Source organism: Actinomadura miaoliensis, assembly GCF_039536785.1.
Taxonomy (GTDB): domain Bacteria; phylum Actinomycetota; class Actinomycetes; order Streptosporangiales; family Streptosporangiaceae; genus Spirillospora; species Spirillospora miaoliensis.
On sequence record NZ_BAAAZG010000020.1, the window covers coordinates 14,580 to 40,966 of the forward strand.

Here is a 26,387-nt window from a genome sequence, read left to right on the forward strand (position 1 = left end):
CCACGAGAGAGCCGTCCTGTGCCAGATGGGGCGCTCCGGCCACACCTCCGCCTGTCTCGTGGCTACCCATGCCTCTACGTCGCTGTGCTTTCCGTGGGGCGGCGACGCAGGTGGCACGGTCTGCCGCGTTGCCGCCGCTCGTACCGACGTGCCCGCCTGGTGCCGCAGGTCAGCGGGCGCGGCGTTGGCGGCGTTCTCTGGTCAGGTCTATGACGCCCGGGGGTGGGCGGCGCGTGGACGAACGGGAGCGGCCGTGGCGCCAGGCCAGGCTCAGGAGGAAGGCCAGCAGCATCCCTACCAGCGCTCCACCGCCTGCCGTTGTGGCGTCCCGTAGGTCCATGCCCGGGGAGGCGGTCGTTCGCGGTGGGGGCGACGGTTTCGGCTGGGGACGCGGCTCCCAGTAGGGCAGGAGGCGGACCTTCGGCCGAACCAGGCGAAGCGGGTCGAGGTAGACCGAGCCGTGGATCAGGCCCCAGTGCAGGCATGTGGTCGGGCAGTGCGGCCAGGTGGCCTCCACGGTGCCTATGCGGGTGCCGGGGTTCACTTGGCGTCCTCGACGGACGGCGGGGCGTACCGGCAGATACGTGGTGCGCAGCGCACCATGGGTGACAGCCACGATGCCCTGGCCCGCGAGGCGTCCCGCATAGGAAACGTGCCCTGCGGCGGACGCGTACACCGGTTCGCCCGGACGGGCCGCCAGGTCGACGCCCCGATGACCGGCTCCCCACGGGGAAGCCGGCGGAGAGAACAACCGCAGCACCTTAGGAGCGGGCGGCCCTAACGGCCAACGCCAGTGGCCTGACGGCTCGGAGGGGCCGCCTTGTGAAGGCGCCGGCGCCGAGAGGAGGGGGCGTGGCGGTGAGGCCAGGGAGCCGGCCGCGACAGGACGGCCCGAGACAGGCGGGGCGGCAGGGCCCAGCGACGCCGCCGAGGGCCTCGGGCGGCCTGGGGCGGTTGAGGTGAACACGCTGGTCGGAGACGGGGTGGCGGGAGGCAGGACAGCCGCCAGGGTGGTGCATGTGAGGAGGATGGTGAGTAGGCTCATGTCCGGCAGCCTGCTCCCTCTCGTCTGAAGGTCGCCAGACCCGGTAACGCATGTGGATAACCGCCGCGAGCCGAGGGCCGCCGGTGCGGCCCGTTCCACCCGTGCGCTGGACATCCCGTAGACTTGGGCAACGGTCGTGTGGGTGCTCACCCAGACGGCCGAATTCACGCGCTCGCCAGCCACCTGGCCTGGTCGCCGGTGGGGCACAGCCGCTCGGTCCGTCACTCGTTGACGGCGCGGCCGTGTCGCGGGCGCAGGCGGACAACCGAGACGTGGCCCGGATAACGACCGGGCCGGACAGGAGATCACGGGCCATGGCACCCGTCGTCACCATGCGGCAGCTGCTCGAGAGCGGCGTTCACTTCGGCCACCAGACCCGCCGGTGGAACCCGAAGATGAAGCGCTTCATCTTCACCGAGCGCAACGGCATCTACATCATCGACCTGCAGCAGTCGCTGTCGTACATCGACCGCGCCTACGAGTTCGTCAAGGCGACGGTCGCGCACGGCGGCACGATCCTGTTCGTCGGCACCAAGAAGCAGGCCCAGGAGGCCATCGCCGAGCAGGCCACGCGGGTCGGCATGCCCTACGTCAACCAGCGGTGGCTGGGCGGCATGCTCACCAACTTCTCCACCGTCCACAAGCGGCTCACCCGGCTCAAGGAGCTGGAGGAGATCAACTACGACGACGTGGCCGGCTCCGGCATGACCAAGAAGGAGCTGCTGGGCCTGCGTCGCGAGAAGGACAAGCTGGAGCGCACGCTCGGCGGTATCCGCGACATGGCCAAGGTGCCCAGCGCCGTGTGGATCGTGGACACCAAGAAGGAGCACATCGCCGTCAACGAGGCCAAGAAGCTCGGCATCCCGGTGGTGGCGATCCTCGACACCAACTGCGACCCCGACGAGGTCGACTACCCGATCCCCGGCAACGACGACGCCATCCGCAGCGTCAGCCTGCTGACCCGCGTCGTCGCCGACGCGGTCGCCGACGGGCTCATGGCGCGCGCCGGGGCCGCCTCCGGCGGGGACGAGAAGCCGGCCGAGGGCGGCGCCGCCGCCGAGCCGCTGGCCGAATGGGAGCGCGAGCTGCTGCAGAGCGGCCAGACCCCGGCCGCCGAGGCCGCGCCCAAGGAGGGCGAGCCCGCCGCCGAGCCCGCCGCCGAGGCCGCCCAGGCCGCCCAGGCCGCCGAGGCCGCTCCTGCCGCCGACGCCGCCCCCGCCGAGGACAAGGACGGCGGGGCCGCGGGAGCCTGACGACCGGGGGCTCCGGGGCCGCCCCTGACGGCGGCCCCGGAGCCCGGTCTCCACCCAAGCCTTACGTCCCACGACGACAGAGACGAAGAGAGCGATGGCGAACTTCACCGCCGCTGACGTCAAGCGGCTCCGCGAGCTGACCGGCTCGGGCATGATGGCCTGTAAGAACGCCCTGACCGAGGCCGAGGGCGACTTCGACAAGGCCGTGGAGATCCTGCGGCTCAAGGGCGCCAAGGACGTCGGCAAGCGCGCCGAGCGCACCGCCGCCAACGGCCTGATCGCCGAGTACTTCAACGGCACCGGCGACGGCGCGATCCTCGAACTGAAGTGCGAGACCGACTTCGTCGCCAAGAACGCCGAGTTCATCGAGCTGGCGAACCGCATCGTCGAGTTCGCCGCGGGCAGCGACGTCACCGACACCGCGGGCCTGCTGGCGGCCGAGATCGAGCCGGGCAAGACCGTGGAGGCGCTGATCCAGGAGGCCAGCGCCAAGATCGGCGAGAAGCTGGAGCTGGGCCGCTACGCCCACTTCACCGGCGCCTACGTGGCCAGCTACCTGCACAAGTCCGACCCGTCGCTGCCGCCGACCACCGGCGTGCTGGTCGAGCTGGACACCGAGAACGCCGAGGTCGCCAAGGACATCGCCCAGCAGATCGCGGCGATGGCGCCCAAGTACCTCACCCGCGACGACATCCCGGCCGACGTGATCGCCAAGGAGCGGGAGCTGGCGGAGCGGCTGACCCGCGAGGAGGGCAAGCCCGAGCAGGCCATCCCGAAGATCGTCGAGGGCCGGGTCAACGCCTACTTCCGCGACTTCGTCCTGGTGGAGCAGGCGTTCGTCAAGGAGAACAAGAAGACCATCGCCAAGGTCCTCGACGAGGCCGGGGTCAAGGTCAAGCGGTTCGCCCGCTTCAAGGTCGGACAGGCCTGACACCCGCCTCGACGAGGCCGGAACAACCGGTGACCCGGGGCCGGGCACGGAGGCACCCCCACGCGGCGCCGTCCGCGGCCGCCCGGCTCCCAGGTCCCACCACAGGCTCGGATCCGGCCGGACGAAAGGCAGCGCGTCCCGGCCCGGATCCGGTCAGCGGACCGGTCCGTCAGGACGGGCAACGGACGACCACAACGGACAGCGACAGACAGGGCGGCGGTCCTGAACGGGCCATGTCACCCGGAGCGTCGCCCGGCCCGAGCCGTGACCGGGCGTGCATCCTGGAGGCAGGGGCCTGCTCTTCCCGGGACGCCCCCCGCAAGGGCTACCGTGTGGGTCCAGGGACTACCGTGTGAGCCCGGAAGGACCCACGAGGGGGCTCGCGTGAGGGCCCGGAGCCTCGGGGAAAGCCCAGTGCGAACGGGGCGCCCGATCGCCGGGAAATCTCCCCGATTCCGGGAAGCCCTTGGGGGAAGCCCTGGAAGCATGCGAGGCAAGGCATGCCGACACAATCCAGCAGACGCCGTATCGAGGAGGCCGCCGACGTGCAGGAGACATCGACCACTGACACGACGGCGGCCTCGTCGTCCACGGCCCGCCCGCACCGCGCCGGGTGGAAGCGGGTGCTGCTGAAGCTGTCCGGCGAGGCGTTCGCCGGCGCCGACCCGCTCGGCATCGACCCCGTCGTCGTGCAGCACGTCGCCGAGGGCGTGGCCGAGGCGGTGCGCGAAGGCGTGCAGGTCGCCGTGGTGTGCGGCGGCGGCAACATGTTCCGCGGTGCCGCGCTGGCCGAGCGGGGCATGGACCGGGCGCGCGCCGACTACATGGGCATGATCGGCACGGTCATCAACTGCCTGGCCCTGCAGGACTTCCTGGAGAAGATCGGCCTGGACACCCGGGTGCAGACCGCGATCACCATGAGCCAGGTCGCCGAGCCGTACATCCCGCGGCGCGCCATCCGCCACCTGGAGAAGGGCCGCGTGGTCATCTTCGGTGCCGGGCTGGGCCAGCCGTTCTTCTCCACCGACACCACCGCCGCCCAGCGCGCGCTGGAGATCGGCGCCGACGCGGTGCTGAAGGCCACGCAGGTGGACGGCGTGTACGACGCCGACCCGCGCAAGAATCCGGACGCGGTCAAGTTCGACCGGCTGGACTACGGTGAGGTGCTGCAGCGGGGCCTGAAGGTCATGGACGCCACGGCCATCAGCCTCTGCATGGACAACACGCTGCCCATCGTGGTGTTCGACCTGATGGGCCAGGGCAACATCGTCCGGGCCGTCCGGGGTGAGAAGATCGGCACGCTGGTCTCCCGGGCGGACGGCTGACACGGCCGGGACGCGGCGCGCCGGGCGCCGGGCCGCCGGGTCGGTCCGTCCGCCGAGGCGCCGCTGCGGACCGGACGGCGGCGTCCGATTCCGGGAAAGCGGTGGATCCGTGGCCCCGGGGACCCGGGGATCAGGGGACAATGGCTAGGTGGCAAGGGCCGACTAGGTGACATGGGAGTCGAAGTGATCGACGAGACCCTCCTCGAAGCCGAGGAGAAGATGGAGAAGGCGGTCGCGGTCGCCAAGGAGGACTTCCAGGCCATCCGCACCGGCCGCGTCACTCCCGCCATGTTCAACAAGATCACCGCGGAGTACTACGGGACGCCGACGCCGATCAACCAGCTGGCGTCGTTCCGGCTGCCCGAACCCCGCATGGTCATCGTCGAGGTCTTCGACAGGAGCTCCATGGCCGCGGTGGAGAAGGCGATCCGGGACAGCGACCTCGGCGTCAACCCCACCAACGACGGCAAGGTCATCCGCGTGGTCTTCCCCGAGCTGTCGGAGGAGCGGCGGCGCGAGTTCATCAAGGTCGCCGGGACCAAGGCGGAGGAGGGCCGGGTGGCCATCCGCAACATCCGCCGCCGTGCCAAGGAGACCCTCGACAAGCTGGCCAAGGACGGCGAGGCGGGCGAGGACGAGGTCCGGCGCGCCGAGAAGGAGCTCGACGACGTCACGCACCGCTACGTGGCGCAGGTCGACGAGCTGCTTGAGCACAAGAAGGCGGAGCTGCTCGAAGTTTGATGGAGCTGGACGAGACCGGAGAGCCGTCGGGCTCACCGGCTGAGCCCCACGTGTCCTCCGGTCCCTCCGGTCCCGCGGAGGGCGCGCCCTCGCCGAGCCGCGCGGGGGACGCGCACTCCCCGGGGCCTCCGGGCGACGCGTCGTCCCCGGCTGCCCCGGACCCGGGTGACGCGCCCGCGCCCAAGAAGAAGCTGGGCCGCAACCTGCCCGTCGCCGTCGGCGTGGGCGTGTTGCTCGGCGGCCTGGTGCTGGTATCGCTGTACACGGTCAAGGAGATCTTCCTCGGCGTCCTGGCCGCCTTCCTGCTCATCGGGTTGCACGAGCTGAACGGGGCGTTCGCCACGCGCGGCATCCGCGGCCCGCTCATCCCGGTGGCCGCCGGGACGGTGGCCACCGCCGCCGCGTCGTACGCGTGGGGGCCGACGGGCCTGGTTGCCGCCGCCGCCCTGACCATCCTCGGCGTGCTCGTGTGGCGGATGCCCCAGGGCGCCGACGGTTACGTGCGCGACGCCACCGCCGGGCTCTTCCTGGTCGGCTACCTGGCGGTCATGGGCGGCATCGCCGCGCTGCTGCTGCGGCCGGACGACGGTGACGACCGCATCGTGGTGTTCGTCGCGGTCACCGTCGCCAGTGACATCGGCGGGTTCTTCGCGGGGTCGTTCTTCGGCAGGCACAAGCTGGCGCCGTCCATCAGCCCCAAGAAGACCTGGGAGGGCGTCACCGGCTCGGCCATCGCCTGCATGGCGGTGGGCGCGTGGCTGGTGTGGTGGCTGCTGGACGACGGGCACCTGTGGCAGGGGGCCGTCATCGGCGCCGCCGCCGTCGTCACCGCGACGGTGGGCGACCTCGTCGAATCGATGATCAAACGGGATCTCGGCATCAAGGACATGGGGACGCTGCTGCCCGAGCACGGCGGCGTCATGGACCGCCTCGACTCCCTGATCGCCACGCTTCCCGTGGTGTGGCTCCTGCTGGAACTCTTCGTCCCCGCCAAATAGGCCTGGCGCGGCCTAATAGGTCTGGCGCGCACCGGTGTGAACGCCCCGCAAGGCGCCCACCGGTGCGGACGCCTAGGAGACGACCCAGGAACGGCCTTGCTGCGCCAGACGGCGTACCAGGGCGTCAGAGCCCTCGTTCTTGGCGTAGCGGTGCTCCTCGGCGGTGATGGGCACGAGCCACAGCCACCGCACGTGGTCGCCGCCGATGGACAGGCCCGTCAGGCCGGGGGGCACCGGCCCTGCGAGACGGCTCGGGTCCTCCAGGAGCAGCACACCCTCCCACTGGGAGCCCTCGGTGTTGAGGGGGAACGTGTGCGCCTCGTGGTACCACTTCACCACGTCGCCGGGGGCGAACCACGTGACCGATCGCCACGGGTACTGGGACAGCCACGGGAAGATGCTGCCGGCGCGCTGACTGGGCAGGGTCGTGGCGACGGCCAGTTCGATGCGGCTGTGAGGCGAGACGTCGTCCTCGTACAGCTCGATGGTGGGCATCCGCTGGCGGCTCATGCCGACGGTGCTGAGCACGGTGAAATCCCGGCCCTCCTGGGCGGGCCGCTCGGAGACGCCGACGGTGGGCGCCACGCCGCTCTTACCCCCGGGATGCTGACGGCCGACATCGTGCCAGTAGTGACCGCCTGGGCCGAGACGTTGCAGCAGGTGCCCGAGGATCGACTGCTGGAAGTCCGCCCAGGAGCCGTCCTTGGCGCAGACCTCCCAGTGCTCCCGCGCGCGCTTGACGCGAGGCGTGAACTCGTCGATCTCGTCGTCGAGGGGGAAGGCGAAGGGGCTCTGCCGTTTCATGTCCCGGCTGTAGCCGGGGATGCCCCGGCTCATGTCGGACCAGCCGGGGATGACGCACAGTGGTTCCCCCGCCTCCAGGACGGCGACCCCGTCGCCCTCCTCGAACCACACGACTTCCAGTGAGTCGGCCTGCAGGGGCTTACGGCCCTCGGGGTGACGCACATGCGAGGCGGGCATGAGCGGCGCCAGCCCCGCGTCCACCCGGGCCCGATCCTGCTCGACGGGGGCCGCCTGATGGTTGGCGACCCACGCGGCCCCCACCACGTTGCCGCGGACGTCCTTCAGGTACGCGGCGGTGACCACCCCGTCGGACTCGATGACGAGCCGGCGGCTCCCGTAGGGGCTGACCTCGGACAGGACGGTCGTCGCGGCTGTAGAGGACCCCCTGCGCAATACCGACATGATCGAGACCTTAGCCGCACACAGGGCCGTGCGCAGGCATGTCGCGCCCATGGGCATCGGCGCGTTCCCGGCGTGACGGCGGTCGGGGCATGCGGCGGGGTTTGCGACACTGGGAACACCATGTCTGCCACCGCCGAACCAGCCACCACCGGGGCCGTCGAGAAGAAGACGCCGGCCAAGCTCGTCTTCGCGGCGCCCCGCAGGGCCAAGCCGCCGCGCCACCTGGCCGACCTCACCCCGGCCGAACGCCGGGAGGCGGTCGCCGCGCTGGGGGAGAAGCCCTTCCGGGCCGACCAGCTGTCCCGCCACTACTTCGCGCGTCTGGTCGACGACCCCGCGCAGATGACCGACCTGCCCGCGGCCGTACGCGAGCGGCTCACGGCGGAACTGCTGCCCACCCTGCTCACCCCCGTACGGGACCTGTCGTGCGACGGTGGCGCCACGTTGAAGACGGTGTGGCGGGCCTTCGACGGCGTGCTGTTCGAGTCCGTGCTGATGCGCTACCCCGACCGGGCCACCATGTGCGTGTCGTCCCAGGCGGGCTGCGGCATGAACTGCCCGTTCTGCGCCACCGGCCAGGCGGGGCTGACCCGTAACCTGTCCACGGCCGAAATCGTCGAGCAGGTCACGGCGGGCGCGCGCGCCATGGCCTCTGGGCGGGTCCCAGGGGGGCCGGGACGCGTCTCCAACATCGTCTTCATGGGCATGGGGGAACCCCTGGCCAACTACAAGGCGGTCCTGGGCGCCGTCCGGCGCATCACCGATCCCAGCCCACGCGGGCTGGGCATCTCCCAGCGCGCGGTCACCGTCTCCACGGTCGGGCTCGTCCCCGCCATCGAGAAACTGGCCGCCGAGGATCTGTCCGTACGGCTCGCGGTGTCGCTGCACGCGCCCGACGACGAGCTGCGCGACGAGCTCGTCCCCATCAACAACCGGTGGAAGGTGCAGGAGGTCCTGGACGCGGCGTGGGCGTACGCCGACCGCACCGGGCGCCGCGTCTCCATCGAGTACGCCCTGATCAAGGACGTCAACGACCAGGCGTGGCGGGCGGATCTTCTCGGCAGGCTCTTGCGCGGGCACCTCGTACACGTCAATCTGATCCCGTTGAACCCCACGCCGGGATCCAAGTGGACCGCCTCCCGGCCCCGCGACGAGCGCGAGTTCGTCCGCCGGCTGGAGGCGCACGGGGTGCCGGTCACGGTTCGCGACACTCGGGGGAGAGAGATCGACGGTGCCTGCGGCCAGCTGGCCGCGACCACCGCGAAGTAGCGGGCCGGAAGGGACGTTCTGCGTCGTCTCGGTCTCGGGCGAGGCGGGCGCCGGCCGCCCCGGACGGCACGCGCGGAACGCTGAGGAGTCCGGTGCCGTGAGGACGGGGACGCGCCTGCCGGTGGCGCTGCGCGGTTACGACCGCGCCCAGGTGGACGGGTTGCTGCGCAGGATCGGTGACGCGCTGCGGGGCGGCACCATGGTGACCGCCGACGAGGTGCGCCGGACCCGGTTCGACGTCGTCCTGCGCGGTTACGAGCCGCGCGCGGTGGACGAGCTGCTGCGCGAATGCGTCCTGGAACTGCAGGCCGCGGCGCCCCTCGGCCAGCGCCCCCGGCGGCCCCGGGTGCACCCCGGATGGCTGATCACCTGGATCCAGAACGCCCGGTTCTCCGGCTCGGGCGTGCGCGCGGGGTACGACGTGCGGGACGTGGACGCCTTCCTGGACCGCGTCGTCGACGGGTTGCGCGGCGCCGCCCCGCCGGTGACCGCCCGTGACGTCCGGGAGAGCGCGTTCCGCATCGTCCGCCTCGGGCCCGGCTACGACGAGCGCGAGGTCGACGAGTTCCTGATCCAGCTCGCCGGCGCGCTCGAACCCCGCTGACAGAGTTATCCACAGTTTCCGGTGGCTCTGGTCAACGGCTGCCGGACGCGCGACGCTCGTGACATGGATCACTTCACCGCGCAGCGTCAGCGGCTGCGCTCCATGTTCGGCGTCTTCTTCGCCCCCGAGGTCATCGCGGCGCTTCTGACACTGGTCCGGCCCGCCGTGCGGCTCGGCCCGGACGGCGAGGCCGCGGTGCGGTTCGGCGGCGCGCCCCTGCTCCCCGCCGGCGCACCGTGGCCGACCTGGAACGGCCGCCCCCTCGACTACCTCTGTACGGTCGACTTCACCCGGCTGGCCGCGGTGGTGGCGCTCCCCGGGCTTCCCACCGAGGGACAGGTCGCCTTCTACTACGCCAGCGCCATCCCACGCCCGTGGGGGGACGAGCCCGGCCAACGCGACGGCTGGAGGCTCCTCACCGGCGACCTGAAGGAGGCCGAGCCGCCGGAGGGAACGGTGACCTACCCGCCCTGCACCCTGCGCGCGGCTCCCCTCCTGTCCCTGCCGGCGCCCCAGGAGCCCGTCCTACGGCAGCTGGAGAACACCTACAGCGGCACGCTCCCGGTGTACGAGCAACTGCACGCGGCCTGGCTGCAGCACATCTGGCCGGACGACACGCCCGTCCACCAGATCGGCGGCTGGCCCGCCCTCGTCCAACGCCCCCTCGGCCCCGACTGCCAACGAGCCTCCGGCCAGAACCTCGGCACCCCGGTGTCCGAGGACAGTACCCAGAACTGCAACCTGCTGCTCCAACTCGACTCAGACCCCCGCCTCGACTGGCACTGGGGCGACCCCGGCCGCGTCTACTTCTGCACCCACCGAGACCAACCCCTCCACCACGCCTGGCTGACCCTCCAGGCGACATGACCACACGCGAACCCATACGGTCGCGGCCCTCAGTGAGGCTCAGACACGGTTGCGGGCGGTCGCCGCGTAGGCGATGCCCAACACGGCGGACCACAGCACCAGGTGGAGGGCCAGACCCGGGAAGGCCGAGACGAGGGCTTCGGGGCCGTCCTGCGCGGCCCTCAGCCACTCGACCATCGGGACGGCCGCCCACGACAGCGGGCTCAGGCTCAGCAGCAGCGCCGCCGTCACGCCTCCGAGGAGCATGAGCACCGAAAGGCCCGGGTCGGGAATGATCGCCCGGCTGGTCCAGACGCCGAGAACCGTCGCGGCGGCCGCCACCAGCGCGTTCAGCGCCACGCCCGTCACCACCGCCGTACCGCCGACCCCGGCCGCCAGTGCCTGGGCCACCGGCGCGACGAGGACCAGGCCGGCCAGGCAGAGGTTCACCGCGTACGCGGCCAGGGGCCCCGCCAGCACGAACACCGGCCGGTACCGCGCGGCCGTCGCCGAAAGTGCACGCTGCTCGTCGGGTTGAGTGTCCAGCAGCGCCCGGGCCGTCCACGCCCACACCGGAAAGGCGAACGCCGCCACGTCCCCGAAGGTGCCCGCGGCCAGCCTGCGCGCGTCATCCCCCGAGGGACCCTGCAGCAGCACCAGCGCCATGAACAGCAGAACGACGATCAACGGATGGAGCACGCGAAGCGACCGGACGTATCCGGACACCTGGAAGCGGACGAGTGCGATCACTGACCGGCCCTCCTACGTACCTGATGACCGTCCGCACGAAGCCTGGCCTCGACGGCGTCGACCTCGTCGGCCCGCACCACGACCTCCAACACGGCCCAAGCGACCCCCGAAGCCGCCTGGTCATGCCCGGCGACGTCACGCCCTGCCCCCTCAGCCCTCTCACCACCCGTTCCGACCACGCGGCCGACCACTGGCGTCGCACGCACCGCCGCCCCGCCATGCGGTGGGGAACCAACCTGGCCGCCGCCCGCTGCCGTTACGGTGCTGGGCTTCTCGGCCGGTGACGCGGCCGGTGTGTTCTGCGGTGGGGAGGCGACGTGGGTGGTGTCGCCTGCCCTGTGGTTGGTGTCGCCTGCCGTTGTGGTGTTGGGCTTGTTGGTTGGCGAGGGTGCAGGCTCGCCGTTAGGTGGGAAGCCGGCTTGGGCGGCGCTGCCCGCTGTCGTTATGGCGCTGGGCTTTTCGGTTGGTGATGCGGCCGGTGCGTTGTGCGGTGGGGAGCTGGCGTGGGTGGTGTCGCGTGCCGTTGTGGTGTTGGCGTCGTCGCCTGGCGAGGACGCTGGTTCGCCGTGGGGTGGGGAGCCGACCTGGGCGGCGCCGCCCGCTGTCGTTACGGTGCTGGGCTTTTCGGTTGGTGACGCGGCCGGTGCGTTGTGGGGTGGGGAGCTGGCGTGGGTGGTGTTGGCGTGGTTATTAGCGGTCTCGCGGGATGTGTGGGCTTGGCTTGGGGGCTCCTGGTCATTCGGGGCTGTGGTCGAAGAACTGTCGTCTGGCGAGAGGGGCGGTGGAGGGGACGCGGTCCGTGGGTGGGAGGGGGCCGGCTGGGCGACAGGCGAGGTCTGGGAGGCTTGATCGAGGTCCGTGTCATCAGGGGTGTGGGGGCGGACGGTGTTGTCCGCCACGTGGACTCGGTGAATGGCCGGGAGTCCGTCTAGGCAGCGCTGGTGGTCACTCAGGACCACGATGGCGCCTTCCGACGCCAGTTCGGCGAGCAGGGCCGGGAGGGTATCGCGGGTCTCGGTGTCCAGGCCGGCGAAGGGCTCGTCCAGCACGAGCAGCCCTGGTCCGGCGAGGAAGGCCTGCGTCAGGCCGACCTTGTGCGCGCTGCCCTTCGACAGTTCCGGCAACCGGACGCCGAGCAGGTGCCCAAAGCGCAGTCGTTCGGCCCACTCGTCGATGACCGAGAGCGTCACGCCCCGCACGGCCGCCATGTGCGACAGGTAGGACCGCACCGTGAACGGCTGGTCGGTGGGGAAACGCTCGGGCGCGTAACCGACGCGCTGCGGACGATCGATGACCGCGCCGCGCCGAGGCGGACGCAGACCGGCGACCAGGCGCAGCAGGGTGGATTTCCCGGCACCGTTTCGCCCGGTCACCTCGGTGATGCGACCGGGCGGCAGGGACAGGGAGACCGCCTGGAGTATCCAGGGGCCCTTCCTGCTGTAGCGGAACGCGACGTCGTCCAAGCGCATGGACGCCAGAGCGTAGTGTCGGCCCTGTAAGCGCGCCGTTAGCCTCCGCCGCGCGGCACAATGCCCGCATGGGAGAGTCCGTGTCCGCCAAGCCGTGCCTGTTCTGCGAGATCGTGAAAGGCGAGCGTCCAGCCCACCTTGTGCTGGAGAGCGCGGACGCGGTCGCGTTCCTGGACACCCGGCCGTTGTTCAAGGGACACACGCTGCTGGTCCCGCGCGAGCACATCGAGACGCTGCCGGACCTGCCGGAGCACATGCTCGGCACGTTCTTCGCGCACGCCAGGCTGCTGGCGTCGGCCATGGAGACGGCGCTGGGCGCCGCCGGGTCCTTCGTGGCCATGAACAACAAGGTGAGCCAGAGCGTCCCCCATCTCCACGTCCACGTGGTACCGCGCAACCGCAAGGACGGCCTGCGCGGCTTCTTCTGGCCGCGTCACAAGTACGCCTCCGACTCCGAGGCCGCCGACTACGCCGCCCGCCTCCGCGCCGCCCTGTAACCGCGCCCCGAGCCCGCTTCTGACGCCGCGTGGCCTGCTGTGGACGCCATGGCTTTGGGAGTGTGCGGCGGGTTGTGACGGCGGTGCGGCTGGGTGCCGAACGGACGGTTGTGAGCCGCTAGGGCGCCCTGGGGACGGGGTGTTGCTGCACTCCGGCTACGGTACGGCGTCGAGGACCACGCCTGCGTCGAGCACATCGGCGGCCGGCGCCCCCAGGACCGAAGGACCCCCGATGACCGAGACCAAGCACGCCGCGGCGCCCGCCGACGTCGGCGCCGCGCTCCCCGCGATCGAGCTGGCGGGGGTGGCCAAGGAGTACCACTCGCACGGCGAGACGGTGGCCGCGGTCCGGGGACTGGACCTGACGATCGCGCAGGGCGAGTTCTTCTCTCTACTCGGCCCGTCGGGCTGCGGCAAGACGACCACGCTGCGGATGGTCGCCGGGTTCGAGGAGCCGACGGCGGGCGAGGTGTACCTGCACGGCGCCGACGTCACCGGTGTCCCGCCCAACCGGCGCGACGTCAACACGGTGTTCCAGTCGTACGCGCTGTTCCCGCACATGAGCGTGTTCGAGAACGTGGCGTTCGGGCTGCGCCGCCGCCGCGTCCCCAAGCCGGAGATCAAGGCCAGGGTCGGCGAGATGCTGGAGATCGTCGACCTGACGGGGCTGGAGAGGCGGCGGCCCGGCGAGCTGTCGGGCGGGCAGCAGCAGCGGGTGGCGCTGGCCCGGGCGCTGGTCAACCGGCCGCGCGCGCTGCTGCTGGACGAGCCGCTCGGCGCGCTGGACCTGAAGCTGCGCCAGGCCATGCAGGTGGAGCTGAAACGCATCCAGCGCGAGGTCGGCATCACGTTCGTGTACGTCACGCACGACCAGGGTGAGGCGCTGACCATGTCCGACCGGATCGCGGTGATGAACGACGGGCGGATCGAGCAGCTCGGCACCCCGCGGGAGATCTACGAGCGTCCGGCGAGCCGGTTCGTGGCCGGGTTCATCGGCACGTCCAACCTGCTGGTGGGCGAGGTGGCGGGGACGGAGGACGGCCACGCGGTGATCTCCTACGGCCCGGACGGGCGGATCGAGGTGCCGCTGCGGCCGGGAGTGGCGGCGACGCCGGGGCAGCGGCTGGAGCTGACCGTGCGGCCCGAGAAGATCGGCATCGGGACGCGGCGGCCCGGCGGCGCGCTGTGCGCGGTCCGCGGCACCGTCACCGAGGTCGTCTACCTCGGCACGTCCACCAACTACAACGTCAGCACCGCGACCGGCGCGGAGATGGTGGTGTTCGCGCAGAACGCCACGTCGGCCGAGGACGTCGCGGGACGCGGGGACACCGTCTGGCTGTCGTGGGAGCCGCGACACTCGTACGCCATGGGAGCAGCGCAATGACCAGCCCGCACCGGCCGTCCGCCGGGAACGACCTCGATCCCTCGCTGCTGCGCGGGCTGACCCGGCCCCGCCGGGACGTCCTGCGGCTGCTGGGCGCCGCCGGGGCCGGGCTGACGCTGACGGCGTGCGGTGTGCGGGGGCAGGGCGGCAAGCAGAACGTCACCCGGTCGGAGGTGGCGGAGTACTGGGCGGGCAAGGCCAGGACCGGCAGGCTGAGCTGGGCGAACTGGCCCGGGTACATGGAGGACGACCGGGCGACGCTCAAGGCGTTCGAGAAGGCCACCGGCATCCGGGTCGACTACAAGGAGGTCATCCAGGAGACCGCGTCCTGGTTCGGCAGGATCCAGGCGCCGCTGGCGGCCGGGCAGTCGATCGGCTTCGACCTGATGGTCATGACCAACGGCATCCAGCTGGAGAAGCTCCGCCAGCTCGGCTACCTGGCGCCGCTCGACCACTCCCGGCTGAAGACGTTCGCCGCCAACGCCGGGCCCGGGTTCAGGAACCCGTCGTACGACCCCGGCAACATGTTCACCGTCCCCTACGTGTCGGGGATCACCGGGATCGCCTACAACACCAGGTACGTCAAGGAGGAGATCACCAGCATCGCCCAGCTGTTCGACACCCGGTACAAGGGGCGGGTCGGCATGATGGCCGACTCCCAGGAGCTCGGCAACTTCGGCCTGTTCCTGATCGGCGTCGACCCGGAGAAGTCGACCCCCGCCGACTGGGAGAAGGCCGCCGTGCGGCTCCGGCGGCAGCGCGACGCGGGGATCGTCCGCAAGTACTACGAGCAGGACTACATCGACGCCGTCAGCAAGGGCGACGTGTGGCTGACCATGGCGTGGTCGGGTGACGCCTACAGCCTGGCCGGGCCGGACGTGAAGTTCGTGGTGCCCGAGGAGGGCGGCACGATCTGGACCGACAACCTGTGCATCCCCAGGACCGCCGCCAACCCGGTCGACGCGATCACGATGATGGACTGGCTGTACGACCCGCAGAACAACGCGCCGCTGACCGAGTTCATCAACTACATCACGCCCGTCCCCGCCACCCGGGCGGTGATCGCCGAGCACGCCCGCACGGCCACCGGCGCTGAGAAGAAGGACCTGGAGCGGCTCGGCGCGAGCCCGCTGGTGTTCCCGGCCGCCGACGACATGGCCCGGCTGCGGCACTATCGGCGGCTCACCCAGGCCGAGGAGGCCCGGTACCAGAAGACCTTCGAGCCGATCACCAAGGGTTCGTGATGGCCGGTCCGGCACGGCGCGGCCTGGCGCCGTACCTGATGATCCTGCCGGCCGGGCTGTGGATGCTGGTGTTCTTCGTCGTCCCGCTCGTGCTGATGGTGTCGCTGTCGCTGCAGACCGGCAACCTCGTGGACGGGTTCCGGCAGACGTTCCACTGGCAGAACTACACCGACGGCCTGTCCACCTACGGCGACAAGTTCGCGCGGTCGCTGTGGTACGGGCTGCTGGCCACGCTGGCGTGCGTGGCGCTGTCCTACCCCGCCGCGTACTGGATCGCGTCGCGCGGCGGACGGCGCAAGTCGACGTACCTGTTCCTGCTCCTGCTGCCGTACTTCGTGTCGTTCGTGCTGCGGACGATCTCGTGGAAGCTGGTGCTGACCGACCACGGGCCGGTCCTCGGCCCGCTGCGCGACCTCGGCCTGCTGCCCGCCGGCGCGCACGTGCTGGACACCGGGTTCGCGGTGGTGTCCGGGCTGACCTACAACTTCCTGCCGTTCATGGTGCTGCCGATCTACGTGGCGCTGGAGCGGATCGACCCGCGCGTGGTGGAGGCCGCCCACGACCTGTACGCCTCGCGGTTCCAGGTGTTCCGCCGGGTGATCCTGCCGCTGTCGCTGCCGGGCGTGTTCGCCGGGGTGGTCATGACGTTCGTGCCGATCTGCTCCGACTACGTCAACGCCGAGGTGCTGGGCGGCCCGCGCAACACGATGATCGGCAACGTGATCCAGTCGCAGTACTTCGGCAACAGCGCCTACCCGCTGGCCTCGGCGCTGTCGTTCACGCTGATGGCGATCCTGCTGGTCGGGATCTTCGTCTACGCGCGCGCCCTGGGCACGCGGGACGTCCTGGAGGCGGCCCGCCGATGACCGCGACCCGCACCCCGCGCCGCCGGGCCCGGCGCCGCGCCGCGTCCTCGGGACACGTCCTGCACGTCTACACCGTCCTGCTGATCGCCTGGCTGCTGCTGCCGATCGCGGTGATGATCCTGTTCGGGTTCAACGACACCCACAGCAGGCAGAACTACCGCTGGGAGGGGTTCACGCTCCGCTGGTACCGGCACCTGTTCGACAAACCGGATCTGACCGCCGCGCTGGTCAACTCGCTGACGATCGCGCTGCTCAGCACGGCGATCACCACGGTGATCGGCACGCTGGCGGGCCTGGCGCTGGGGCGCCACCGGTTCCGCGGCAGGGGCGCGTCGAACCTGGTGCTGTTCATGGCGATCTCCTGTCCGGAGATCGTGATGGGCGCCTCGCTGCTGTCCATGTTCGTCACCTTCAACCTGCCGCGCGGCTATCCGACGATCCTGGCGGCGCACGTGATGTTCTCGATCGCGTTCGTGGCGGTGACGGTGCGCGCCCGCGTGGCGGGCCTCGACCCGGCCGTCGAGGAGGCCGCCCAGGACCTGGGGGCCGGCCCGTGGACGAGGTTCCGGCTGGTCACCCTGCCGATGATCATGCCGGGCGTGGTGTCGGGGGCGCTGCTGGCGTTCGTGCTGTCCATCGACGACTTCGTCATCACCGGCTTCACCGGCGGCGCCACCGTCACCTTCCCGCTGTGGGTCTACGGCTCCACCCGGACCGGCATGCCGCCGCAGGTCAACGTGATGGGGACGCTGATCTTCGCGGTCGGCGTGCTGGTGGCGGTGCTCTCCGCACGGCGGAACGTCCGCCGCCGATGACCTCCGCGCGCCGTACCGGACGCCACCGGTGACCTGCTGCCGGACGCCGCCGGAGGGTCAGTCGGCGACGGCCTGGTAGACGGACGTCCAGAAGTCCAGGTAGACCGGGTTGTGCGCCGGGAACTGCAGGCGCTGGGTCAGCAGGACGCCGATCAGGTTCTCGGCCGGGTCGGACCACCAGGACGTGCCCAGCCCGCCGTCCCAGCCGTACCGGCCCGGGGTCGCCCAGAGCTGGTCGCGCCGGGTGACGACCGAGACGCCGAAGCCCCACGAGCCCGCGTCCCCGAACGCCTCGGCCCGCTGCCGCGGCGTCAGCTGGTCGGACGTCATGAGCTCCACCGCCGGACGGGACAGGATACGTTCGCCCCCGTACACGCCGCCGTCCAGCAGCATGCGCGCGAACGCCAGGAAGTCGTCGAGCGTCGACACCAGTCCTGCCGCGCCGTCGGCGAACGCGGGCGGACGGCTCCACGCGCTGTCCTCCACCCCGTCGTACACGCTCAGCCCGCCGCCGGGGTCGACGGCGTAGGAGGTGGGGAGCCGGTGCAGTCCGGCGGCGGGGACGCTGAACGCGGTGTCCTTCATCCCGAGCGGGCCGAAGAGGCGTTCGCGCAGGAACGTCTCCAGCGGCTGCCCGCTGACGCGTTCGACCAGGACGCCCAGCACCAGCGAGCCGATGTTGTAGAGCCAGCGCTCACCCGGCTGGTACATCAGCGGCAGCGTGGCCAGCCGGCTCAGCCACTCGTCGGCGGTGTGCGGGACGTCCGGCCGGGGCGGGCCGAAGCCCGCGATGCCCAGCCCCTGGGCGGCCCGCGCGTACGGCGTGCCCCACCACGCCTCGTCCAGGGCCATGCCCATGCCGAGCCGGAAGGTGAGGAGGTCGCGCACGGTGATCGGGCGTTCGGCGGGCACGGTGTCGTCCAGCGGCCCGTCGGGACGGGCCAGGACGCGGCGGCCCGCCAGCTCGGGCAGCAGTTCGTCGACCGGTTCGTCCAGCCGCAGCCGGCATTCCTCCACCAGGATCAGCGCGGCCACGGCCGTGATCGGCTTGGTCATCGAGCTGATGCGGAACAGCGCGTCGCGGCCGAGCGGCGCGGACGTGCCGAACGCCGGGTGCCCCAGCGTCTCGACGTGCGCCTCGCCCCGCCGCCACACCGCCATGACCAGGCCGGGCACCCGGCCCTGCTCGACGTGCCCGGCCATGACGTCGCGCATCCGCGCCAGCCGGTGCCCGTCCAGTCCGCCGCCGTTCACCATGGGTCCTCCGCTCGCACACGTCTCGGAGGTACCGACCGGGGAAGGACGCGGAACTCATCGGTCCGGCCGGCGGAACGCGCGGATCAGTCCGGGGAGGGGTCCTCGGCGCCGAACACCTCCGTGGAGACCTCCAGGTACAGCTGCTCGGGGTAGGGCATGAAGCGGACGTTGCGCAGCGCCTGCTTCTGCCCGGCGGACTCGATGACGAACTCCCCGTACCCCAGCACGCGGCCGAGCATCGACCGTTCCAGCGCGATGTCCTCGACCTTGGCCAGCGGCATCATCGCCACCTGGCGGTTGAGCACGCCGCTGATGACCATGAGCCGGTGCTCGGTCACCAGGAAGTACCTCAGCGACCACGCGAGGACCTTCCACACCAGGTAGCCGAGGGTCGGCAGCCACAGCCACCAGACCCACATGATCCCGGTCACGGCGGCGGCCAGACCGCAGGCGATCAGCCCGCCCACCACCGCCAGCAGGGCGGGCAGCAGCACGGCCGGGTGCCCCCGCACCGCGATCACCCGCCCCTCGTGGGACATCAGGTACCGGCCAACGGTCCGCGACCCGGCCTCGTGGCGGAAGACCATCATGTCCTGGATGTTCATGCGGCGCCCTTGTCATGATCAGGGACTTCAAAGGTAGCCGAATCGGCGCGCGCGCCGCAGTGCCGCGCGGGGCGGCCTTTTCTCGCCCGGCCTCGCCGCCGACGTCGCGGGGCCGGACGTTCATGGACGGGTCCGGATACCGCCAACGTCTGGTGCGTCGTCTATACGGCCTCGCGAAAACGGAAACTTCCCCCATGACCGAGGTGACGTGGTTACGGGGGGAGTGTCATGGCCGAAACGGTGGCCGACTACGTGCTCAAGAGGCTGCGCGACTGGAACGTCGAACACGTCTTCTGCTATCCGGGCGACGGCATCAACGGCCTGGTCGCGGCGCTCGGCCGGGCGGGCGCGCCCAAGGTGGTGCAGCCGCGGCACGAGGAGATGGGCGCGTTCGAGGCGGTCGGCTACGCCAAGTTCGGCGGCGGTGTCGGCGTGTGCATGGCGACCAGCGGGCCGGGCGCGATCCACCTGCTGAACGGGCTGTACGACGCCAAGCTCGACCACGTTCCGGTGGTGGCGATCGTCGGCCAGGTGGCGCGCAGCGCGATGGGCGGCAGCTACCAGCAGGAGGTCGACCTGCAGACCCTGTTCAAGGACGTGGCCTCCGACTACGTGCACACGGTCACCGTCCCCGAGCAGCTGCCGAACGTGCTGGACCGGGCCATGCGCACCGCCCTGGACCGGCGCGCCCCCACCTGCGTGATCATTCCGTCCGACCTGCAGGAGGTCGAGTACGAGGCGCCGGCGCACGCCTTCAAGCAGGTGCCCTCCAGCGTGCCGGGGTACGCGGTGCCCGAGACGCGCGCGCCCGAGACCGAGATCGCCCGCGCCGCCGAGGTGATCAACGCGGGCGAGAAGGTGGCGATCCTGGTCGGGCAGGGCGCCCGGTCGGCCGCCGCCGAGGTGATGGAGCTGGCCGAGGTGACCGGCGGCGGCATCGCCAAGGCGCTGCTCGGCAAGGACGTCGTCTCCGACGAGCCGGCCTGCGTCACCGGCGCGATCGGGCTGCTGGGCACCCGGCCCAGCTACGAGATGATGCGCGACTGCGACACCCTGGTGATCGTCGGGTCCAGCTTCCCCTACAGCCAGTTCCTGCCCGAGTACGGCAAGGCCCGCGCCGTGCAGATCGACATCGCGGGGCACATGATCGGGATGCGCTACCCCACCGAGGTCAACCTGGTCGGGGACGCCAGGGCCACGCTGCAGGCGCTGCTGCCGCGGCTGCGCCGCAAGGAGCACGGCTCCTGGCGCCGCACGATCGAGCAGAACGTGGAGCGCTGGTGGCAGACGATGGAGATGCAGGCCAAGGTGGCCGCCGACCCGGTCAACCCGATGCTGGTGTGCCACGAGCTGTCGTCCCGGCTGCCCGACGACGCGATCGTCACCTGCGACTCGGGGTCGGCGGCCAACTGGTACGCGCGGCTGCTGCGGTTCCGCGGCCGGATGCGCGGGTCGCTGTCGGGGACGCTGGCGACCATGGGCCCGGCCGTTCCGTACGCGATCGGCGCCAAGTTCGCCCACCCGGGCCGGCCCGCGATCGCGCTGACCGGCGACGGGGCGATGCAGATGAACGGCATGGCCGAGATGATCACCGCGTGCCGGTACTGGCGGAGCTGGTCGGACCCGCGGCTGATCGTGGCGGTGCTGCACAACAACGACCTCAACCAGGTCACCTGGGAGCTGCGTGCGATGGGCGGCTCGCCGCGCGTCCCGGAGACCCAGGACCTGCCGGACGTGTCGTACGCGGGTTTCGCGCGCTCGCTGGACCTGGAGGGCATCGAGGTCGACAAGCCGGAGCTGCTCGGCTCGGCGTGGGACCAGGCGCTCGGCTCCGACCGCCCGGTGGTGCTGGACGTGCGGTGCAGCGCCGACATGCCGCCCATCCCGCCGCACGCCGAGTTCGACCAGATGAAGAACACGATGGAGGCGCTGCTGAAGGGCGACAAGGACGCCTGGAGCATCGTCAACGAGGGGGTGCGCGCCAAGCTGCGGGAGGCCCTTCCGCGCCGGGGGAAGTAGTGACCTTCTTGCCCATCGGCGGGCACGTCCGGAAGATGGGTTCATGGTCACCCCTGAGGAGTCCCCTCCCGGCTCGTCCCGGGGGCCCCGCGCCGACGCGGACGTCACGGGGCGGCCGGTGTGGCGGCTGCTGCTGCGCGGGCTGGGCGTGTACCTGCCGGGCTGGCGGGCGCCGCAGGGGGTGACGGGCGTCCGCGACGGCGCGTCCGGTCCGGGCGCGCCGTCCGGGTTCGGGCCGCCGGGGTACGTCGACGGCGACACCGGCTTCGGCCTGCATCTGGCGGACCGGGCGCGCGGCCTCGAACCCGACCGCGAGATCTACGTGCGCGGACGGCAGGACCCCAGCTTCGGCATCGTCATCGCGGGACCGTCGGCGGCGATCGGCACCCGGGTCGTGGACGCGGCCGGGCTGGTGCGGTACGCGCGCCGCCTCACCTTCGAGGAGCTGTACGACACCGCCGACGCGGGCTCGGTGCCCTACGCGGTGCGCGCCGCGCGGGCCGTGCAGAACGTGGTGTTCCTGGACCGCGCGGCGGGCGTGGGGCTGTGCGCCGAGGTGGACCCGGTGACGGGGGAGGTCGCGTGCCCGCTGTTCGTGCGGCTGCGCGCGTCCGACCGCACCGTGCGCGCCTACGGCCTCGGCTCGGCCGTCACGACCCCGCGGCCCACAGGCTGAGGTCCCACAGCTGGTGGGACGGCAGGCGCCGCAGCCGCACGGCGGCGGCGGCCGGGTCCCAGAACACCTCGTCGCTCTCCAGCTCCAGCGACTGCGGCGGGGTGAGCACGGCGCACAGGAACTCGTCCCGGCTGCGCACCGCCAGCAGCGGGCCGATCTGCGCGACCGCGCCGCTGCTCTCGTAGAGCGCGCGCAGCAACGCCTTGAGCGCGGCCTCGTCCTCGGGGGGAGGCTCGGGGGTGATGCCCGGGGGCAGCACGCGTTCGCCGGGACGGCCGCGCGCCAGGGAGTTCGGGCCTGGGCCGCCCCCCGGTGAAAGGTCCGCGCCCGTGGAGATGAGCAGGGCGGTGAAGACGCCCCCGAGGTCCTCGGGGCGCTGCCCGGTCAGGAAGTAGCGGCGGCGGTCCGGCGCGTCGGCCGCCGACAGGCCGTTGGCCCCCTCGGTGGTGCGGAACCGGATCCGCAGGCGGTTGGCCTGCACGCACCGCTCGTAGACCTCGCCGAGGATGTCCTCCAGCTGCCCGTCACGCGTCCACAGCCGCCCGACCACGTTGACCGACGCCCCGTCGGCCCCGGCGCGGGGACGGGCCGTCAGCGCGGCCGTCACGGCCTCGTCCAGCTCGCCCTCGGTGAACGCCAGCAGTTCGGCGACGACGTCCTCCACGTCCTCCAGCGTGCGGGTGAGGGCGCGCTGCAGTTCCAGCATCTCCGCGCCGCCGCGCTCCAGTTCGGCCAGCCGCGCCAGTGCCGCCTCCACGTCGGCGCCGCCGGCCGCCGCGCCGCCCTCGCCGGCGCGGGCGCCGGCCTCGGCGACCGCGCGCACCGACGTCTCGACCTCCGCCAGCTTGCGGCGCAGCGCGGCGAGCGTGACCCGCTGCTGCTCCAGCTCGTGCAGCCGTCCCGCCTGCGTGCGCAGGTACTCGTCGGCCCGGTGCACCAGCGTGGCCAGCTCCTCGACCTGGCTGGTGTTGTCGCGCAGCCGCGAGTCCAGCGCGGGCAGCACGTCCCGCTTGACCCGCGACAGCTCGGCGGTGAGCTGCTCGCCCACCGTCACCAGCACGTTGTTCTGCTTGGTGACCTGCTCGTTGAGCTCGTCGACGCGACGCACGAACGCGGCGGCCTGGTGCTTGCTCTGCCGGCCCGCGTACAGCTCCAGCGCCCCCACGACGACGCACAGCACCACCAGGATCACCGTCGTCAATGGGACTCCTCCGGACGCGGCGGCGGGTTTCTCATCGTGTTGTGATCGCGACCATAACTTACGAAGCCGTACCAGGAGGAGCACTTACGTAAGCGACTTATCTTGCTGACCGAAAGGTGGGACGACCCTGCGACGGCATTGCGTCGGCGCTGCTCCACCGGCTCGCTCAGCTCCCGGCGACGGGCTCGTCGCAGCCCTCGAACTGCGGGACCGTGGTGGTGAGCCGCAGCCCGGACGACCCGAACCACTGGCGCAGCAGCCGGGGGATCGTCCCGTCCTGGTACATCCGCGTGATGGCCTTGTTGACGGCCTCGCAGCCCGCCACGTCGCCGCGGCGCAGGCCGACCCCGTACGGCTCGTCGGAGAACGGGGCGTTGACCAGCCGCACCGCCGCCGCGCCGCCGCCCCGCGCCCGTGCGGCCAGCCCCGCCAGGATCAGGTCGTCGGTGGACACCGCGTCCACCACGCCGTCCTGCACGCTCCTGAGGCACTGGTCGTAGCCGCGCGAGTCGTGCGGGATCGCGTTGACGCCCTTCTCCTCGATGACGCGGCGGTGCGACAGCGAGCCCTCGACGCGGCACAGCCTGCGGCCCGCCAGGTCCCGCACGTTCCGCACGGCGGTGTCGGAGCGGCGGACGAGGATGTCCTGGTGGGCGACGTAGTACGGCCCGGCGAACATCACCTTGGTCTTGCGTTCGGGGGTGATGGAGTAGCTGGCCACGACCATGTCGACCCGGCCGCTGACGAGCATGTCCTCGCGGTTGACGTCCCTCGACACCGGCCGGAACTCCACGTCGTCGCCGGCCACGCCGAGGCGGCGGGCGATCTCGCGGGCGACGTCGATGTCGAAGCCCCGCAGGTCGGGGTCGCGGAAGCCGAGGCCCGGCTGGTCCTCGTTCACCCCGATGACCAGCCTGTCCCTGCCGACGACGGACGGGGTGCCGGCGTCGGCGGTGCCGCAGGCCGCCGCCGCGGCCGCGAGCGCCGCCGAGACGAGAACCGCGGCGGCGCGGCGGGCACGGCTGCGGACGGCATGGCGGCGGACGGCGGTGCGGTGGGCGGCGTTGGGGCGTACTCGCATGCTGCGTTCCTTCACCGGTACCCCGTCCTTCACCGGTACTCCGCCAGGCGGGGGCGCACACCGGCCGTCACCAGGACGAGGATGACCAGCCCTGACACGGGGAGCACCACGTCCCAGCCGTTCGTGCCGTCGTCGCCCGCTCTCACCGCGGCATCGAAGTCGCGGCGGTGCAGGTTGACGAGCGCGTTGAGGGACGCGTCGTACTGGGCGAACAGGCGGATGCCCGTGTCCGGGCCGGTGCCCAGGCGCGCGCGGACCGCCGCGTTGGTGTCGCCGTCCGTGGCCAGGTCACGGATGCGGCGGTCGGCGAGCTGGAAGGTGCGGAAGTCGTTCAGCACCTTCTCGAACGCCTTCGCCTGCCCGCCGGTCAGGTCGCGTTCGGCCTCGTCCCCGAGGAAGCCCAGGAACTGCGCCCTCTGCCAGGAGGGACCCTGGGCCTCCACGGCCTCGGTGTACTCGGGGAGGCTGTCGGCCTGCAGGTACAGGATCGACTGCGACTTGCTGAGGTAGGTCTGCTCGTAGGTGTCGGCGCGGTCGGGGTCGAGGAGGAAGCGGGTCTGGTCGGCGTTGGCGCTGTTGCTGATGGCGCGGGTGCGGGACAGGGCGAGTATGGGATCGAACCCGTCGCGTTTGGCGTCGCGCAGGTGCCCGGCCTGGGACGACAGCATGGACGTGCTCCACGCGACGAGCACGAGCGCCGCCAGGGTCGCCAGCGCGACGCCCGGGTTGAGGACGCGCCGGAACCGCACGTACAGGTAGTACTTCAGGACGAGCAGCAGCGCCAGGAGCAGCAGGCCGGTGACGACCACCAGCGTGCGGCCGGTCAGCACCGCCGACCGCTCGGACTCGTACGTGTGCCGGACCAGGGTGCCGTTGTCGAGGGTCAGGTTGTACGCCTTCGGCAGCAGGTCCAGCTTCATCAGGTCGGTGGCCTGCCGGTAGACGTCCAGGACGCGCTGCGGCGGAGGCCCGGCGGCGTGGTCGGCCTGCTCGTCCAGCAGCAGCGCCTGGCTGGCGTAGCGTTCGTAGCGGCCGAGGGCGTCGAGCAGGTCGCGGGCCGTCTCCTCCTCGGTGGGGTCGTCGGCCAGCCGGGACGCCTGCAGCAGCGCGGTGCCCGCCCTGGCGCGGCTCTGCTCGTACCTGGCGAGGAGCTGGTCGCGGCGCACGCCCAGGTCGCGCGAGTTGCCGATGAGCAGCGCGTTGGCCAGGTGGGCGTCCATGTCGGTGAGGTGGAAGTACAGGTCGCCGGTGGCGACGACCTGCGGTCCCGCGTCGTGGCCGATGACCCGGACGCCGTCGCGGGCCGCCCCCACGGCCGCCCACGTGGACGCCAGCAACGCGACGAGCGCCAGGATGATCAGAGCCGTCAGCGTCCGTACCCGGCCCGCGACCGTGCGGGGCAGCAGCGGCAGCGACGGGGGAGGCGGCGCGTGCCGTCCCGGTGGGGCGGGCACGCGCGCGCTTGGGGGCTGCGACCCGCCCGGGGCCGGCGCCCCGCCGGGGGGTCGCGCCACGGCCGTCACGCCGCGCCGCCCTTGCTGAGCGTGATGGTCGTCCACGCGCCCACGTGGATGCGGTCGCCGTCGCCGACGGGCACCTCGACGTTCAGGGGGATCGGGTCGGTTGCGCCGTTCACGCACGTGCGGTTGGTGGAGCCGGGGTCGACCAGGGTCCAGGTGCCGTCCGGCTTGGCCAGCAGCACCGCGTGCACGTGGGAGACGCCGGGGTCGGCCGGGGGCTCCTGCAGGTCGATCTCGGGGGTCGTCCCACGGGACACGCTGCGCCTGCCGATGCGGACCTGCCGCCCGGTCAGGGGGATCCGCCGTTCGGGGTAGTAGGGCGGGAACGGGATGTCCTTGCTGTCGGGTCCGCCTTCGGAGATGACGGTGTCGTAGTAGTCGCGGTCGGCGTTCACGATGGCCACCCACTCCGCGGTCTGGGCGGGCTCGGCCGGCGGGGCCGCAACCGGCGCCGGAGCCGGGGAGGGCGCCGGGGGCGGAGCCGAAGCCGGAGCCGAAGCCGGAGCCGAAGCCGGTGTCGGCGGCGGGGGCAGCGGTTGCGGCGGCCCCGACGGGGTCGGCCTGCCGCCTCCCGTCGCGAAGTCGTAGCCGCACTCCTCGCAGAAGCGGTCGCTGGACGGCGTACCGCAGTCCGGGCAGGGCACGCCCCCGCCCCCACCCCCGGCGGAGGCCTGCCCCGCCGATGGGGCGGCCCCGGAGGGCGCGGGCACGGACGCGGGGGAGGGGCCACCGCCGATGCGCTGACCGCAGACGTCGCAGTAGTCGTCGGTACCGGAACTGTGCCC

25 protein-coding genes are annotated in these 26,387 nt (G+C 71.9%); 15 read left to right on the forward strand and 10 right to left on the reverse strand.

What is annotated here, in order from left to right; all coding sequences use genetic code 11:
* Window positions 1-169: 169 nt before the first annotated feature.
* Window positions 170-1,159, reverse strand: coding sequence for a murein hydrolase activator EnvC family protein (locus ABD811_RS17040; protein WP_344948490.1), 990 nt, complete (start codon window positions 1,157-1,159; stop codon window positions 170-172).
* A 200-nt stretch (window positions 1,160-1,359) separates the two neighbouring features.
* Between ABD811_RS17040 and rpsB the strand changes: the two genes are divergently transcribed.
* The 5 genes from rpsB to ABD811_RS17065 all read left to right on the forward strand — a co-directional run bounded on the left by rpsB (window position 1,360) and on the right by ABD811_RS17065 (window position 6,293).
* Window positions 1,360-2,298 (forward strand): 30S ribosomal protein S2, encoded by a 939-nt coding sequence (gene rpsB, locus ABD811_RS17045; RefSeq protein ID WP_344948100.1) that lies wholly within the window; start codon window positions 1,360-1,362, stop codon window positions 2,296-2,298.
* Window positions 2,299-2,392: 94 nt separating this feature from the next.
* Entirely contained in the window at window positions 2,393-3,229 is an 837-nt protein-coding gene (tsf, locus tag ABD811_RS17050; RefSeq protein WP_344948103.1) for a translation elongation factor Ts, read from the forward strand.
* Window positions 3,230-3,774: 545 nt separating this feature from the next.
* Complete coding sequence (gene pyrH / locus ABD811_RS17055) at window positions 3,775-4,554, forward strand: UMP kinase (protein WP_344948106.1); 780 nt, start codon at window positions 3,775-3,777, stop codon at window positions 4,552-4,554.
* Window positions 4,555-4,737: 183 nt separating this feature from the next.
* Complete coding sequence (gene frr / locus ABD811_RS17060; RefSeq protein WP_344948493.1) at window positions 4,738-5,295, forward strand: ribosome recycling factor; 558 nt, start codon at window positions 4,738-4,740, stop codon at window positions 5,293-5,295.
* 50 nt (window positions 5,296-5,345) lie between these two features.
* Window positions 5,346-6,293 (forward strand): phosphatidate cytidylyltransferase, encoded by a 948-nt coding sequence (locus ABD811_RS17065; RefSeq protein ID WP_344948109.1) that lies wholly within the window; start codon window positions 5,346-5,348, stop codon window positions 6,291-6,293.
* A 72-nt stretch (window positions 6,294-6,365) separates the two neighbouring features.
* Here ABD811_RS17065 and ABD811_RS17070 read toward each other — a convergent pair whose 3' ends face one another.
* Window positions 6,366-7,499 (reverse strand): suppressor of fused domain protein, encoded by a 1,134-nt coding sequence (locus tag ABD811_RS17070; protein WP_344948111.1) that lies wholly within the window; start codon window positions 7,497-7,499, stop codon window positions 6,366-6,368.
* A gap of 120 nt (window positions 7,500-7,619) precedes the next feature.
* Here ABD811_RS17070 and rlmN point away from each other — a divergent pair, with 120 nt between their 5' ends.
* The 3 genes from rlmN to ABD811_RS17085 all read left to right on the forward strand — a co-directional run bounded on the left by rlmN (window position 7,620) and on the right by ABD811_RS17085 (window position 10,239).
* The gene (gene rlmN, locus ABD811_RS17075) at window positions 7,620-8,768 is read left to right on the forward strand and encodes a dual-specificity RNA methyltransferase RlmN (protein ID WP_344948114.1); all 1,149 of its coding nucleotides are present in this window, start codon (window positions 7,620-7,622) and stop codon (window positions 8,766-8,768) included.
* Between the two features lie 97 nt (window positions 8,769-8,865).
* Window positions 8,866-9,372: a DivIVA domain-containing protein gene (locus ABD811_RS17080; protein ID WP_344948117.1), complete on the forward strand. Its 507-nt coding sequence runs from the start codon at window positions 8,866-8,868 to the stop codon at window positions 9,370-9,372.
* Between the two features lie 63 nt (window positions 9,373-9,435).
* Window positions 9,436-10,239 carry a DUF1963 domain-containing protein gene (locus ABD811_RS17085; RefSeq protein WP_344948119.1) on the forward strand — a complete coding sequence of 268 codons (804 nt, stop codon included), beginning with the start codon at window positions 9,436-9,438 and terminating at the stop codon, window positions 10,237-10,239.
* 39 nt (window positions 10,240-10,278) lie between these two features.
* On the opposite strand, the gene ABD811_RS17090 is transcribed toward ABD811_RS17085, so the two are convergent.
* Both ABD811_RS17090 and ABD811_RS17095 read right to left on the reverse strand, forming a co-directional pair.
* The gene (locus tag ABD811_RS17090; RefSeq protein WP_344948122.1) at window positions 10,279-10,968 is read right to left on the reverse strand and encodes a hypothetical protein; all 690 of its coding nucleotides are present in this window, start codon (window positions 10,966-10,968) and stop codon (window positions 10,279-10,281) included.
* Window positions 10,965-12,437 carry an ABC transporter ATP-binding protein gene (locus tag ABD811_RS17095; protein WP_344948124.1) on the reverse strand — a complete coding sequence of 491 codons (1,473 nt, stop codon included), beginning with the start codon at window positions 12,435-12,437 and terminating at the stop codon, window positions 10,965-10,967. Before ABD811_RS17095 ends, ABD811_RS17090 begins: the two co-directional genes overlap by 4 nt.
* 68 nt (window positions 12,438-12,505) lie before the next feature.
* Between ABD811_RS17095 and ABD811_RS17100 the strand changes: the two genes are divergently transcribed.
* The 5 genes from ABD811_RS17100 (at window position 12,506) to ABD811_RS17120 (ending at window position 17,243) form a co-directional block, all read left to right on the forward strand.
* Window positions 12,506-12,934, forward strand: a complete 429-nt coding sequence (locus tag ABD811_RS17100; RefSeq protein ID WP_344948127.1) for an HIT family protein — start codon at window positions 12,506-12,508, stop codon at window positions 12,932-12,934.
* 232 nt (window positions 12,935-13,166) lie between these two features.
* Window positions 13,167-14,318, forward strand: coding sequence for an ABC transporter ATP-binding protein (locus tag ABD811_RS17105; protein ID WP_344948129.1), 1,152 nt, complete (start codon window positions 13,167-13,169; stop codon window positions 14,316-14,318).
* The gene (locus tag ABD811_RS17110; protein WP_344948132.1) at window positions 14,315-15,562 is read left to right on the forward strand and encodes a polyamine ABC transporter substrate-binding protein; all 1,248 of its coding nucleotides are present in this window, start codon (window positions 14,315-14,317) and stop codon (window positions 15,560-15,562) included. The genes ABD811_RS17105 and ABD811_RS17110 overlap by 4 nt, the downstream gene beginning before the upstream one ends.
* The gene (locus ABD811_RS17115; RefSeq protein ID WP_344948135.1) at window positions 15,562-16,428 is read left to right on the forward strand and encodes an ABC transporter permease; all 867 of its coding nucleotides are present in this window, start codon (window positions 15,562-15,564) and stop codon (window positions 16,426-16,428) included. The genes ABD811_RS17110 and ABD811_RS17115 overlap by 1 nt, the downstream gene beginning before the upstream one ends.
* Entirely contained in the window at window positions 16,425-17,243 is an 819-nt protein-coding gene (locus ABD811_RS17120; RefSeq protein WP_344948137.1) for an ABC transporter permease, read from the forward strand. Before ABD811_RS17115 ends, ABD811_RS17120 begins: the two co-directional genes overlap by 4 nt.
* 57 nt (window positions 17,244-17,300) lie before the next feature.
* On the opposite strand, the gene ABD811_RS17125 is transcribed toward ABD811_RS17120, so the two are convergent.
* Together ABD811_RS17125 and ABD811_RS17130 are read right to left on the reverse strand one after the other, a co-directional pair.
* Entirely contained in the window at window positions 17,301-18,500 is a 1,200-nt protein-coding gene (locus ABD811_RS17125; RefSeq protein ID WP_344948140.1) for a serine hydrolase domain-containing protein, read from the reverse strand.
* An 83-nt stretch (window positions 18,501-18,583) separates the two neighbouring features.
* Window positions 18,584-19,105 (reverse strand): PH domain-containing protein, encoded by a 522-nt coding sequence (locus ABD811_RS17130; protein ID WP_344948143.1) that lies wholly within the window; start codon window positions 19,103-19,105, stop codon window positions 18,584-18,586.
* Window positions 19,106-19,333: 228 nt separating this feature from the next.
* On the opposite strand from ABD811_RS17130, the gene ABD811_RS17135 reads away from it, so the two are divergent.
* On the forward strand, window positions 19,334-21,124 hold the full coding sequence (locus ABD811_RS17135) for a thiamine pyrophosphate-requiring protein (RefSeq protein ID WP_344948145.1): 1,791 nt from the start codon (window positions 19,334-19,336) through the stop codon (window positions 21,122-21,124).
* A 43-nt stretch (window positions 21,125-21,167) separates the two neighbouring features.
* The gene (locus ABD811_RS17140; RefSeq protein ID WP_344948148.1) at window positions 21,168-21,800 is read left to right on the forward strand and encodes a hypothetical protein; all 633 of its coding nucleotides are present in this window, start codon (window positions 21,168-21,170) and stop codon (window positions 21,798-21,800) included.
* Here ABD811_RS17140 and ABD811_RS17145 read toward each other — a convergent pair.
* The 4 genes from ABD811_RS17145 to ABD811_RS17160 form a co-directional block, all read right to left on the reverse strand.
* A complete protein-coding gene (locus ABD811_RS17145) occupies window positions 21,775-22,992 on the reverse strand; it encodes a hypothetical protein (RefSeq protein ID WP_344948496.1) in 1,218 nt (405 codons plus the stop codon). The genes ABD811_RS17140 and ABD811_RS17145 overlap by 26 nt on opposite strands.
* Before the next feature lie 175 nt (window positions 22,993-23,167).
* Window positions 23,168-24,082 (reverse strand): glutamate ABC transporter substrate-binding protein, encoded by a 915-nt coding sequence (locus tag ABD811_RS17150; protein ID WP_344948151.1) that lies wholly within the window; start codon window positions 24,080-24,082, stop codon window positions 23,168-23,170.
* Between the two features lie 29 nt (window positions 24,083-24,111).
* Window positions 24,112-25,536 carry a hypothetical protein gene (locus ABD811_RS17155; RefSeq protein WP_344948154.1) on the reverse strand — a complete coding sequence of 475 codons (1,425 nt, stop codon included), beginning with the start codon at window positions 25,534-25,536 and terminating at the stop codon, window positions 24,112-24,114.
* Between the two features lie 65 nt (window positions 25,537-25,601).
* Window positions 25,602-26,006, reverse strand: coding sequence for an FHA domain-containing protein (locus tag ABD811_RS17160; protein WP_344948157.1), 405 nt, complete (start codon window positions 26,004-26,006; stop codon window positions 25,602-25,604).
* Window positions 26,007-26,387: the final 381 nt, after the last annotated feature.